This is a genomic window from Actinomadura sp. 9N407, from assembly GCF_044326315.1.
Lineage (GTDB): Bacteria > Actinomycetota > Actinomycetes > Streptosporangiales > Streptosporangiaceae > Spirillospora.
The window spans coordinates 46,281-57,799 of sequence record NZ_JBIRAW010000052.1 but is presented as its reverse complement, the minus strand read 5'-3'; the positions used below and the strand labels follow the sequence as shown (position 1 = coordinate 57,799).

Genomic DNA, 11,519 nt, shown 5'->3' with positions numbered 1-11,519 from the left:
TGGGGTTTGCGCTTTGGGGGCCGCCAGTGGGGGCGAACCCGCCACGAGTCAACATGCTGCGGAGTTGATGGGGGCTTCGTCGGGGAGGCTGGTGAGGAAGTGCCAGGCGGGTGATTCGGTCCAGGCGCCGGGGTCGGCGACGGCCAGGCAGTCGATCAGCTCTTCGGCCGATGGTGCCGAGATGAGGATGCGGCCGGTGGCGCGCCGGAGGAGGTGCCGGTCGATGGTGATGTCCCAGCCGGGGAACAGTTCGCGCAGGAAGAGCAGGAGGATGTCATCCCTCATGGGGGACGGCCTCCAGCTCGGCGAAGACGATCTTGCCGCCTTCGGTCAGGGGCCGGGTGCCCCAGCGGGTGACCAGTTGCTCCAGGAGCAGCAGGCCACGGCCTGACTCGGAGGCGTAGTTCTCGGGTTGGAGGACGGGGAGTGCTTCGCTTCGGTCCCAGGTCTCGATCACCGCGCATCCCTCGTCGCGGCGGTACGCGCGGACGACGACGAGATCGTTCTCGCGGGACCCGTGCTTGATCGCATTGGTCGCCAGTTCGCTGACCACGATCCGCGCCGCGAAGTCCTCCAGGCCCCACGTTCCGAAGACCAGCTTGATGAAGTCCCGCGCTTCCTTGATCGATTCCAGCCGCGCCTTGATCACCAACGTCGCCGGATCGGGCATGTGATCACTCCATGTAGTGAGGATTTGATAACTCTTCACACATGGTCACTTGCAGAGAGTAGTGTCACCAGGTAACCAGCTCGACGCAAGCAATTCAGTTACAGCTGGTGTCCCCCCGCCACCCCTCAGGAGGGCAACGTGGCTCAGAGGAAGCCAACTCCCGAACTCAGGCGCTTCGGTGCAGAACTCATGCGTGTACGGCAGGACGCCGGACTCACGCAGAACGCGTTGGCCCAGGCCGTGAACGTCACACGTGCATATATCGCACAGGTCGAAGCAGGTACGACGCGTTGCCGTCGGGACTTCGCTGAGCGTCTCGACCGTGCACTCGGCACCGACACGGCCTTCGTGGACGCGTGGGACGAGCAACTCAGGTCCATCGGATATCCGCGCTGGTTCGTCGAATACCCAGATGCAGAGAAGACGGCTGCGCTCCTGCGGGCGTACGAGACCATGCTCGTCTTCGGGCTATTTCAGACGGAAGCGTACATACGTGCCCTTGTGCTTTCGGAAGCTGCGGTGGAAGGGCGTCTTCGACGTCAAGCCGTACTCAAACGTAAGGAACCCCCACTGATCAGCGTCGTTCTAGCCGAGACCGTCCTGTGGACCTGCATGGGAGGTGCAGAGGTGATGCGAGAGCAGTGTGCGCATCTGCTGGCCGTGTCGGAATGGGAGAACGTTGCACTTCAAGTAGCTCCCACCGCGTACCACTGGGGACTCGGAGGGCCGTTCAATCTGGCGACTCAGCCGAACGGCGAGGACCTGCTGTACATGCCAACTACGAGAGGCGGCAGCACGTCGAACGACCGAGAGGATATCTTGCCGATCGTCGGCGCGTTTTCCGCGCTGCAGGCGCGTGCGTTGAGCGCCGACGATTCACGCGAGTTCCTACGGAAGGCGGTTGTTCGGTGGACGTGACGACGTGGCGTAAGTCCCAACAGAGCGGCGAGCAGGGAGATGCCTGTGTAGAGGTGGCACGCTTTCCGCAGGCAGTCGGGGTGCGAGACTCGAAGGATCCCGAGGGGCCCAGGCTCGTCCTTGGTCAGGGTGCCTTCCGGTCTCTGGTCGGTGAGTTGAAGCGGTCCTGACCTGGAAGGGAGTCGTTCCACAGAGGCCATCACGTGGCGAAAGCCCCGGCGCAGCGAGGATCAGGGCGGCGCGTGTCTAGAGGTGGCGAGGCTCCCCGAGGCCATCGCCGTACGGGACTCCAAGCGTCCAGACGGGGCCAGGCTCGTTCTCGGCCAGGCGGAGTTCCGGATGTTCCTGGCCCGACTCAAGAAGTAGAGCCCCCCGGCTCAGCTTCGAAGGACTCTGACCTGCCTAGACGGGTCAGGGTCCTTCGCGTTCACGGCGCGACGTCCCGCACATCTCTGCCGACGCCGATGCCGACGCCACCGACGGCGACCTCCACCATCCCCACCGAAGTCGTGTCGTCGGTCGGCCTGGTCTCAAGCCTGGCTCTGACTGTGCTCCTGCTCGGGGTGGGGGTCATAGCCGGGCTGCCCGGGGGGAGCGAGGCGTTACGGCCGGGGCGAACACCGTCCCCTGGAGGAACGCCTCGTCCAGGCCGACTCGCGAGGTGTGGACCACCGAGCCGCGCTGGACGGAGACCCCCAGCTCCACAGCTGTTGACTCACGGGGACGGGCTCCGGGTGATGTCAGGAGGGGAGCGGATCCGCCTCGCGGGCCGCGCGATGTGGCGCTGTACGTTCGCGGGAACGTGTCTGCCGGACGGTTCGATCGCGGTGTGATCTAAGCAACGCTTATCGCTTGTTGTGATCAGTTCGATACGTTGAGTAGTTTTCGCTCATGTGTTCGAGCTTGCTCGATGTGGAGGCGCTGTCCACCGGTCGCTTGGTGGACGCGGCGGCCGCGATCATGTCCGAGTTGGCCCGCCGCTTCGGCCCCGGTTCGGTCTCTGATCGGGCGTCCGGCTCGGCGGCGGAGTGCATGGAATGGACCGCGACGCTGGTCCGCGCCGCCGACGTGCAAGAGAGTGCGCTGGCCGGCCTGATCGGTGTGGTGGACGGCGCCGGCGAGATGCGCCGCTGGGGCTATCCGTCCACCCAGGCTTGGCTCCGGTCCGGCCTGGGCATGCGTGACGCCCGCGCCAAGGAGCGCGTCCTCCTGGCCCGCCAACTGCCTCGCCTGCCCAAGGTCGCCGCACGCCTGGCCGGCGGAACGCTGTCGGGCGGGTACGCGACCGCGGTGGTGCAGTCGGTCGCGCGCCTGGACGACGATGACTGTGGCAAGGCCGAGACAGTACTGCTGGAAATGGTCGACGACGGTTTCTCCGCAGGCAAGGTCGCCGCGTTCGGTACCCGCATCCGGGATGTCATCGCGGAACGCGACGGCACGGAGCGGATACCCGAGGATGCCGCTCGCGGGTACGAGCGGTCCTGGATCACCTCGACCCGTTCGCTGGACGGTGGCCGCTACATCAAGGGTTGGTTGAATGCCGAGGATGCCGCGCTCTGGGACGGCACACTCGCCCCGCTGGCCAAGCCCACCGGTCCCGAAGATCTTCGGGACCTGCCGGAACGAACGGCGGCGGTGCTGTCCAGCGTGCTGTCGGGTGGGCACCGCGCCACCAAAGTCACCCTCATCGTCGACCTGGACACCCTCACCGGCGGCCGTACTCCCGCCAGGCTGGTCGACGGCACCCCCATCCCTGCCGCGCAGGCCCGCCGCATCGCGCTGGCCGCCGGCGTGTCCCCGCTCCTGTTAGGGCCCGGCCACCTTCCGCTCTACCTCGGCCGCCGGGTCCGCTTCGCCACCCCCGCCCAACGCCGCGTCCTGGAAACGCTCTATCCCACCTGCGTTGTACAGGGCTGTGAAGTCCCCGGCACGCTGTGCGAAGTCGACCACGTCGACGGCTGGGCCCTCGGCAACGGCCCCACCGACATCGACCGGCTTGCCCTCACCTGCGGCTGGCACAACCGCTGGGTGTACACCAACCCCGACCGGACCCACATCAGCAAAGGCCAGGACGGACGTTTCATCTACCGGCTCCTGCCACCATCCGGTCCCCGAACCACACGCGGGACGTCGAGAGCGGCGGTGCGTAAGGACGGACCCGGCCCTGATCCCCCAGCCCAGGTCCGCGGAGGAGCGGTGCGGACGGAGGGGCCCGGTTCTGGTGCTTCGGCCCAGGTCCGCGGAGCGGCGGCGCGGGAAGACAGATCAAGCGCGCCCCCGCCGCAGCGTGGGCTGCTCGTCAACGGTCAGCAGTCAGAGACCTGACTTCGGGTCGGCGGCCGCGCTACGACACTGACCGCCCGCAGATTTTCGACTCTGAACAAGGAGCCGTTCCCGGGGTGCTGGCCGACCTCGGCCACTGGCCTGCGGGGTTGTGGTCGGCTGCCACCCTCGTTCGAGAAACTGCGGGCGCAAGACGGGTACGGGACGTTCTGCGCGGAGAGGCTGTGGTGGCAAAGTCATTTCGAATACGTCGGTCGTTCCGTGCCCGCCAGATTTTCCATTAGGCGGGTCTGCCCACAGCTACTGATCCAGTTCCGTCCCATGGACGGCTGCGTAGGAATGTCCCCAGCACCTGATTCACTGTCGCACGAGCGAAGGAGTGGGTGGGCTGTATGGAGCACATCGACGGCGGTGTCCTGACTCCAGGCGATGAGGGATACGACGGCGCCCGCGCCGTGTGGAATGCGATGGTCGATCGCAAGCCTCGGCTGATCGTGCAGTGCGCAAGCCGGGACGACGTGGTCGCCGCGATCCGGCATGCGCGGGAGAACGACCTCGAGATCGGTGTGCGCAGCGGCGGGCACAGCATCATCGGTCACGCCGTGCCCGATGATGGCTTGATGATCGACCTGACGCCGTTGAACCGGGTACGGGTCGATCCGCAGCGGCGCCGGGCCTGGGTCCAGGGCGGAGCGCTACTGGGTGAACTGGATCGGGCCAGTCAGCCACACGGGCTTGCCACCACCGCAGGCAATGTCTCACACACCGGTGTCGGCGGACTCACGCTCGGCGGCGGGATGGGCTGGCTTGCCCGGCAGTACGGTCTGACCTGCGACAACGTGATCTCGTTCGAGGTGGTGACGGCGGACGGCCGGACGGTCCGGGCCGACGCGGAGGAGAACCCGGAGTTGTACTGGGGCCTGCGCGGCGGTGGAGGGAACTTCGGGGTGGTCACCGAATTCGAGTTCCGGTTGCACCCGGTCGCGCAACAGACGCTGGTGGCGGATCTCTGGTTCACCCTCGACGATGCCGCTGGAGTCCTACGCGGATGGCGCGATCTCGCGCCGACGGTGTCTCGTGCGGCCACGCTGACGGCATGGGTCGGCGAGGTGGACGGCGAGCCACGCGTGAGTGCCGGCTTCGTCTGGATCGGCCCTCCGGAAGGTGCCGGCGAGTTGCTGGCCGAGTTGCGGTCCCTCGGTACACCGGTTGCTGAGCGCACGAGCGAGCCGTCCTACCTGGAATTGCAGCGAATGGACGACGATATCGAAGGCCATGCGTACCGGCGATATTGGAAGGGCCACTTTCTCCGCGACCTGTCGGACGCCGCGATCGAAGCGTTCATCCTGCGCGGCTCTCAGGACGGGCATGGCAAGGCGTTGCCGTACGCGAGCCTGCAAGCCTACGGTGGGGCGATCGCCGACATCCCGGACGAGGCGACGGCCTTCAGCCACCGCGACGCCCTTGTCGAGTTCGTCGCCGCCGCGAAATGGACGGATTCGGCTGAGGACGAGTCGCGGATCGCGGCGGCCCGGCTGTTCGGTACGTCGCTTGCTCCGTACTCCAGCGGCGCCTACGTCAACGCCCTCACCGACGAGGGGCGGACGGGCGTTCAGCGCGCCTACCCGCCGGAGAAGCTCGCTCGACTCATCCCTCTCAAGAACACGTGGGACCCCGACAACGTGTTCCACCTCAACCACAACATCCCACCAAGCGGGCCGGCTTAGAAAACGCACACCCGCGAGGACGTTGCGGGCCTGAGGCGCGCCGCGCTCGGCCAGGACCGCCCCAAGCCCGGCCCCCGCGGCTGGAGCGGCCGATGATCAAGGCGACGACGGTTGCAGCCACCGGGATATGCCCGGTGTACGGCACCCCGCTGCCCGCCTGTAGCACCGGCCGCCCTGCAGGCCGGGGACGAAAGCGCGCAGCGTTCCGTCACGAGCACCGCGGCGAAGGCCTCGGTGACGCAGCCGCCGCCCCGACGTCGGAGAGGTCGACCGGGACAAGCTGACGCGCCCCTGCCTGCGGGTGGTGGTGTCGATCTACACCGGGCAGGTCCGTGCACACGATGTGATGAAGATGCTCCAGCGGACTCCCCGACCCCGACGACGACGAGGACTGGCCGGCGCGGCGCGGCGCGACGACGGCACCAGTTACACCGTCGTCGCCGACGCCCGAGAGAATCCGTCCGTTCGTACGCCACGACCGTCAAGGTTCAGCGGTATCTCTACGGGATGCTGCCGCCGGCGGGCCTGACGGAGCGGCCCCGTCAGGCGGCGAAGACGGTGCGGACGACGGACTCCTCGCCGTCGATCTCGACCAGTCCGAGGGCGCGGGCGTCGCTGAGGGTGAGGGCGCCGGCGGCGAGGCCGAGGACGTAGGTGGGATCGGCGCGGACGGTGGCGTCGAGGTCGCGGCCGTCATGCGGGCCGACCTCGAAGCCGGAGGACGTCGCGCGGAGTTGGAAGGGCGGGCCGCCGACTTCGAGGCCGACCGTCGCGGCGGGGCGGACCTTGACCCGGGTGTCGAGCAGGGCGGGGACGGCGAGGGTGAGCCACTCGGGGTGGAAGGAGTCGCCGTCGGGGCCGCCGACCATCAGCGGGGTGGACCAGCGGATCAGGCTCTCGATCGGCTGGCGCAGCTCGGTACCCCAGGACGTGAGGGCGTACTCGACCACGCTGCCCTCGTCGGCCAGTCGCCGCTCGACCACGCCCGAGGCCTCGAGGACGCGGAGGCGGTCAGCGAGCAGGTTGGTCGCGATGCCGGGGAGGCCGTCGATCAGGCCCCGGTAGCGGGCGGGGGCGATGAGGAGCTGGCGGACGATGAGCAGGTTCCACCGATCGCCGACGACGTCGAGGGACCGGGCAAGCCCGCAGTACTGGCCGTAGCTACGCATCATCCTCCTCTACTTGATTATCTCAAGCATGCTTGACAGACTCAAGCCTACCGCGAGGCCGGGCTGGGAGAAACCGAACTGGGAGGGGTGCCGCCATGGCCGACACCACCAAGAGCGCGCGGCCCGACTGGGTCGACGACGACCTGTTCCCGTTCGAGAGCCGCTTCGTCGACATCGATGGGCACACCGTGCACTACGTCGACGAGGGGTCGGGTCCCACCCTGCTGCTCCTGCACGGCAACCCGACCTGGTCGTTCCTCTGGCGCGAGGTGATCCGCGCGCTGCGCGACGACTTCCGGTGCATCGCCCTCGACTACCCGGGCTTCGGGCTGTCGACGCCGAAGCCCGGCTACCGCTACCTGCCCGAGGAGCACGCAGACGTGGTCACCGGGTTCGTCGACACGCTCGGCCTCAACGGGGTCACTCTGGTCGGGCAGGACTGGGGAGGCATGATCGGCTTGGCCGCCGTGCAGCGGCGGCCAGGCATCTTCGAACGGCTGGTGCTCGCCAACACCTTCGCCTGGCCGGTCAACGGGGTATTCCACTTCGAGTGGTTCGGCCGCATCATCGGCGGACCCCCGTTCCGCTTCCTGGTCCGGCGGCTCAACGTCCTCGTCAACTGGTTCATGCCCGCAGGCCACCGAAGGCGGAAGCTGACCGCAGCCGAGATGACCCACTACCGCCAGGCGCTGGACACCCCCCAGCGACGCCAAGCCTCCGCCATGTTCCCCGCCCGGGTCCTCGCCAGCCGGACCTTCTTCGCCGAGGTCGAGGCCGGCCTTGCGAGCATCGCCCACCTGCCGACACTGATCGTGTGGGGTGACGCCGACATCGCCTTCCGTCCCCAGGAGCGCGAACGTCTGGAAACGACCTTCCCCGAGCACGAGACCGTGATCGTCGAGGGCGCCGGCCTCTACACGGAGTCCGACGCGCCCGAGGAGTTCGTCGCCGCGCTCCGCAACTGGGCCACGACACAGGGCACAGACGCGACTCGTGCGGGTGAGACAGACCGATAGACCACTCCCACCCGCCACCGCCCGGGTCGTGACGGCATCGCGCAGCGGCATCGCGTAGCGGCAGCGCGCAGCAACACGCGCTGCGGGCTCGGACAAGTCAAGGCCTGCCGGTCCGGTGAGCTTGGTCGCCACCGATTTCGCAGGCCTCAACGCCTTTGACACAGTCACCCGCCACCATCATCGCGACGCCCACTCCCACCACAGCTCCCAAGAGCCCGACGTTGAAGCCCAGCCGGCGGGCAACCATCGGGTTTGTCCAGTGCCGACCTGATGCCGGAGAGCCGCGCCCCTGACCTCGTATGAGCCGGGGCTCCTGGCGCCCTCGAATGGGCGCGGCGGGCGGTCAACTTTGTTCGGTGAGGCCGCCGTGGTCGCGGAACGTGCGCATGACGGCCTTGTCGAGTTCGGGCCGCGTCCTGGCGTGGGCGGAGATCTTCTCGGAGAAGATCCGCGTGACGCCAGCACCCTTGAGCGAGTCGAGTTGGGCGTCCAGGGACTGGCGGAGATGAGTGTCCAGGGACTGGCAGAGCGTGGAGGCACGGGCGTAGCCGATCCGCGCGTGTCCGGACGGTTCGGTGTCGGCGCCAGCGCCAGCGCCAGCGCCAGCGCCAGCGCCAGCGCCAGCGGTTGCGGTTGCGGGGCGGGGAGGTTCGACCCACACCGATCCAGGCTCGCGCATCGGCGGGGTGGGGACATTCACTGCCTGGCCAAGGAGAGCACGAGCCGGAATCGGGCAGTGGTATCGACTGGGCGCCCCCGCGTCATCCCGACCGATTCCCCGGGTCTCCCCTCGGTAGTGCGGACCGCAGGTACCCGGCCCCGGAGTGCCCTTTACGGCACCCTCATTCCGGCCCTCCCCGGCGGAGACTGAAGCCTTCACCACGATCTGCCTTCCGGCAGACCACAACGGCAGCAGCTAACTTCCGGCTATCTCATTACAAATGATGTCCACGGCCATTCAGCTCCCTACCAACTGGCCATGGGCGGGGAGTCGGAACTGGCCGCCAACACTCTTCCGGCCAGTCGACGCCAAACGTACAGGACGGTGTCGGCAGGGTCGGCGTTGGCGATCAGCCATTCGCGGCACGGCCTCTGCTTGAGGTGCACCGTGCACGGCGCGATCCGGTTGTTGCCCAAGGACCGCTGGTCGCGGAACACCGATACCTCCGCTCATCTGGATCACATGCGGGGTGATGGCCTCTCCCAGCGGGCCTGGATGGAGCTGGTGGTGGTCATGCGCTTGTCTTCCATCGGTGTGCGTGATGCTGCGGGCGTGGCCCCCGGGCGGGGACGGGTTCGCGGTCGTGGGCGTCACTTCGGTCCGTCCTCCAGTTCGGTTGCAGCGGTGGTAACGAGTCGGGTGACGTGCTCGCCGAGCTTGACCGGGCCAGGGGTGAACCACCCGTGGGTGGCGGCCAGGCGGCCAGGCGGCCAGGCGGCTCGCGGGCGCGGGTATCGCCGTCCGTGTCACCACCGCGGGAGGCGACTTATTCGAGCTTGGCCCGGCCGGCGCGGTTCTGTATCTGGCCTGCCTGATCCTGCACGACTGGAACGACGAGCGGGCCGCCGCATCCCTTCGTACCGTTCACGACGCGGCCCCGGCGGGCGCCCGTCTTGTTCTGATGAACGCCGCCCCCTTGGATGCCGTTCTTCCCGACGAAGGCGTCTCGGCTTCCGCCGCTCTGATGGACCTCACCATGATGGGCATCACGGGCGGGCGCGAACGTACCGAAAGCGACTGGCGGAACCTTCTCGGTGGAACGGGCTTCTCGCTGGAACGCGTCGTACGGCCGCCGGGTCCGTTCTCCCTGCTGGAGGCGTCCCGTGCCGACGCACCAGTCACGTGACAGATTCTCTGGCCGTGGGGTCTCCGTAGCGTTCTCGGTATGAACACGACCGTGCATTTCGTACTCGACATTCCCTGCGTGTGGTCCTACTTCGCATTCGCGCGCCTGCAGCGGGCGCTCGTCCGCTTCCGGGCGGAAGGCGGGCAGGCCGAGGTCGCCTTCGCGCCGTACCAGCTCAGTCCGGACGCGACCGTGGAGGGCGAACTCAAGATCGAGGTGCTGCGCCGTTCGTTCGGTGACGGCACGGCCGACGCCGTCGTCGGGATCACCGCCAAGGCCGCCGATGAAGGGCTGGAGTTCCGGCACGACAGGGCGATCTTCTCCAACACCTTCGAGGCGCACCGCCTCATCGCGGTGGCCGCCGGGCAGGGAAGGGCCGAGGAGATGGTGGAACGGCTGTTCCGCGCCCATCACACCGACGAGCTCAACATTGCCGACGCGGACACTCTGAAGAAGCTCGCCGCCGAAGCCGGCGTTCAATGGAGCGACGAAGGCGCCGAAGAGACGCGCGCCGAGCTCGACCGGGTGCGTGTTTCTGGTGTGCGCGGCGTCCCGGTCCTCCAGGTGGGCGAACGGCCCGCGCTGACCGGCGCCCAGACGGAGGCGGCACTCCTGACCATGCTGAGGGCCGACGGCTGAAGGTGGACGAAGGCGGCTGACGGGGCGGAGCCGCAGGCGGGTCGGGGCGAAGCACCGGAACGCGGGTGGCGCTGCCAGCGTCCGGCGGTGCCGGGATGGGCCGGCAGCGTCAGGAGGCGTCGGCGGTGCCGGGGTGGGCGCGGCGGTGGTGGCCGGATGCGGCGAAAGGGTAGGCCGGGCATGGCCACCCGGCAGTGTTGATATTGCTTCCGGGTCAGCATGGGCGCCATGAACAGCTCATCGGCGATGTTCGTCGCATTGGCGCTGGTCGTCACGGGGCTCACGGGGGTCGCGTTCGCGCGATGGCAGCGTGCGCTGGCGGATCTGCGGCGCACGGCGGCGGCGATTCCGGGAATGCGTCGGACCACGTTCCAATTGTTCGTTCGGATGGGGGTATTCGCGTTGCTCTTGGCAGGGACGTTGTGGTGGCTGCTGCAAAGTGGCTCGTAGCAAGCAGCCGAACCGCTCGACGGTTGCCGTGGGTTAGGTGAGGGGTGCCTGGGTTACTGGACGACGCTGGCCTCGGCGGGGAGCGGGAACGTGCGGTTCCACAGCATCGTGAAATGGCACTGCGCCATCCGCCACTCGCCGTCCTCGATCACGTACCGGTCGTCGTACTCCCCGGCCATGACGGTCTCGGTCCCGTCCACGAGGTTGAGGTTGCGGAACCGCAGCGTCCACCGGCCGGCGGCGGACCCGTCGTCCAGCAGCGTGATCTCGGGGTGAACGCCGTGGTGCATGTCGAGGATCATGTACCGGCCGTCCTGCTTGGCCAGCGCCACGTCCGCGAAGATCTCGGCGATCGGATCCGCGTCGTCGAACCGCCCGAGCCGCCCGAAGTCCACCGAGGCGCCCTTCTGGATGAAGCAGCCCCGGAATGCCGCGGGGTCCTTACCGTCGCAGGCACGCCAGTACCGGTACTTGAGCGCCTTGATCGCCTCGACGGCCTCGAGCCGGGCGATCCGGCGTTCGAGGGCCTGAATCTCTGTGCTCATGCGTCCCCCACCCCTCTGTGTCTGCGACCATCCGTGCCAGCAAACCATCCGTGCCAGCAAACCATCCGTGCCAGCAAACCATCCGTGTCTGCAAACCACCCGTGTCTGCGCGCGTTGCGGGGAGCCTAGGCACGGCGGGAGTGGCGTGCACCCGTGATTCCCGATCAACGGGAGTGCGGGACGGGTCTGTGCCTGGAGCGGTCCGTACGGACTTCTTCGGGTTCGCACAGGGTCTTGGGTTCGCACAGCGTCTTG

At 67.9% G+C, this 11,519-nt stretch carries 12 protein-coding genes and 1 pseudogene; 9 read left to right on the top strand and 4 right to left on the bottom strand.

Annotation, left to right across the window (positions count from 1 at the left end):
• Positions 1-48: 48 nt before the first annotated feature.
• Positions 49-285 (bottom strand): hypothetical protein, encoded by a 237-nt coding sequence (locus tag ACH34Q_RS44835; RefSeq protein WP_395989359.1) that lies wholly within the window; start codon positions 283-285, stop codon positions 49-51.
• Complete coding sequence (locus ACH34Q_RS44830; RefSeq protein WP_395989358.1) at positions 275-670, bottom strand: ATP-binding protein; 396 nt, start codon at positions 668-670, stop codon at positions 275-277. The genes ACH34Q_RS44835 and ACH34Q_RS44830 overlap by 11 nt, the downstream gene beginning before the upstream one ends.
• Before the next feature lie 138 nt (positions 671-808).
• Here ACH34Q_RS44830 and ACH34Q_RS44825 point away from each other — a divergent pair, with 138 nt between their 5' ends.
• The 5 genes from ACH34Q_RS44825 (at position 809) to ACH34Q_RS44805 (ending at position 5,598) form a co-directional block, all read left to right on the top strand.
• Positions 809-1,588, top strand: coding sequence for a Scr1 family TA system antitoxin-like transcriptional regulator (locus ACH34Q_RS44825; RefSeq protein ID WP_395989357.1), 780 nt, complete (start codon positions 809-811; stop codon positions 1,586-1,588).
• The gene (locus tag ACH34Q_RS44820; RefSeq protein ID WP_395989356.1) at positions 1,579-1,758 is read left to right on the top strand and encodes a DUF397 domain-containing protein; all 180 of its coding nucleotides are present in this window, start codon (positions 1,579-1,581) and stop codon (positions 1,756-1,758) included. The genes ACH34Q_RS44825 and ACH34Q_RS44820 overlap by 10 nt, the downstream gene beginning before the upstream one ends.
• A gap of 1 nt (position 1,759) precedes the next feature.
• On the top strand, positions 1,760-1,954 hold the full coding sequence (locus tag ACH34Q_RS44815) for a DUF397 domain-containing protein (protein WP_395989362.1): 195 nt from the start codon (positions 1,760-1,762) through the stop codon (positions 1,952-1,954).
• 525 nt (positions 1,955-2,479) lie between these two features.
• Entirely contained in the window at positions 2,480-3,913 is a 1,434-nt protein-coding gene (locus tag ACH34Q_RS44810) for a DUF222 domain-containing protein (protein ID WP_395989355.1), read from the top strand.
• 350 nt (positions 3,914-4,263) lie between these two features.
• Positions 4,264-5,598, top strand: a complete 1,335-nt coding sequence (locus ACH34Q_RS44805; RefSeq protein ID WP_395989354.1) for an FAD-binding oxidoreductase — start codon at positions 4,264-4,266, stop codon at positions 5,596-5,598.
• 542 nt (positions 5,599-6,140) lie between these two features.
• Here ACH34Q_RS44805 and ACH34Q_RS44800 read toward each other — a convergent pair.
• Positions 6,141-6,770, bottom strand: a complete 630-nt coding sequence (locus tag ACH34Q_RS44800) for a winged helix-turn-helix transcriptional regulator (protein ID WP_395989353.1) — start codon at positions 6,768-6,770, stop codon at positions 6,141-6,143.
• 92 nt (positions 6,771-6,862) lie between these two features.
• On the opposite strand from ACH34Q_RS44800, the gene ACH34Q_RS44795 reads away from it, so the two are divergent.
• From ACH34Q_RS44795 to ACH34Q_RS44780, 4 genes and pseudogenes are all read left to right on the top strand, one after another.
• Positions 6,863-7,783, top strand: coding sequence for an alpha/beta fold hydrolase (locus ACH34Q_RS44795; RefSeq protein ID WP_395989352.1), 921 nt, complete (start codon positions 6,863-6,865; stop codon positions 7,781-7,783).
• A 1,439-nt stretch (positions 7,784-9,222) separates the two neighbouring features.
• Positions 9,223-9,630 (top strand): annotated as a pseudogene (locus ACH34Q_RS44790) (methyltransferase); the annotation flags it as partial.
• A gap of 39 nt (positions 9,631-9,669) precedes the next feature.
• The gene (locus ACH34Q_RS44785; RefSeq protein ID WP_395989351.1) at positions 9,670-10,269 is read left to right on the top strand and encodes a DsbA family protein; all 600 of its coding nucleotides are present in this window, start codon (positions 9,670-9,672) and stop codon (positions 10,267-10,269) included.
• 228 nt (positions 10,270-10,497) lie between these two features.
• Complete coding sequence (locus ACH34Q_RS44780; protein WP_395989350.1) at positions 10,498-10,719, top strand: hypothetical protein; 222 nt, start codon at positions 10,498-10,500, stop codon at positions 10,717-10,719.
• A 53-nt stretch (positions 10,720-10,772) separates the two neighbouring features.
• Here the strand turns inward: ACH34Q_RS44780 and ACH34Q_RS44775 are convergent, their stop codons facing one another.
• The gene (locus ACH34Q_RS44775; protein ID WP_395989349.1) at positions 10,773-11,264 is read right to left on the bottom strand and encodes a nuclear transport factor 2 family protein; all 492 of its coding nucleotides are present in this window, start codon (positions 11,262-11,264) and stop codon (positions 10,773-10,775) included.
• Between the last annotated feature and the right edge of the window lie 255 nt (positions 11,265-11,519).

Excerpts from the sequence above, each read along its gene's own strand:
- ACH34Q_RS44830 (WP_395989358.1), bottom strand. The coding sequence starts at position 670 with ATGCCCGATCCGGCGACGTTGGTGATCAAGGCGCGGCTGGAATCGATC.
- ACH34Q_RS44800 (WP_395989353.1), bottom strand. The coding sequence starts at position 6,770 with ATGATGCGTAGCTACGGCCAGTACTGCGGGCTTGCCCGGTCCCTCGAC.
- ACH34Q_RS44775 (WP_395989349.1), bottom strand. The coding sequence starts at position 11,264 with ATGAGCACAGAGATTCAGGCCCTCGAACGCCGGATCGCCCGGCTCGAG.
- ACH34Q_RS44795 (WP_395989352.1), top strand. The coding sequence starts at position 6,863 with ATGGCCGACACCACCAAGAGCGCGCGGCCCGACTGGGTCGACGACGAC.
- ACH34Q_RS44835 (WP_395989359.1), bottom strand. The coding sequence starts at position 285 with ATGAGGGATGACATCCTCCTGCTCTTCCTGCGCGAACTGTTCCCCGGC.
- ACH34Q_RS44805 (WP_395989354.1), top strand. The coding sequence starts at position 4,264 with ATGGAGCACATCGACGGCGGTGTCCTGACTCCAGGCGATGAGGGATAC.
- ACH34Q_RS44785 (WP_395989351.1), top strand. The coding sequence starts at position 9,670 with ATGAACACGACCGTGCATTTCGTACTCGACATTCCCTGCGTGTGGTCC.
- ACH34Q_RS44810 (WP_395989355.1), top strand. The coding sequence starts at position 2,480 with ATGTGTTCGAGCTTGCTCGATGTGGAGGCGCTGTCCACCGGTCGCTTG.
- ACH34Q_RS44780 (WP_395989350.1), top strand. The coding sequence starts at position 10,498 with ATGAACAGCTCATCGGCGATGTTCGTCGCATTGGCGCTGGTCGTCACG.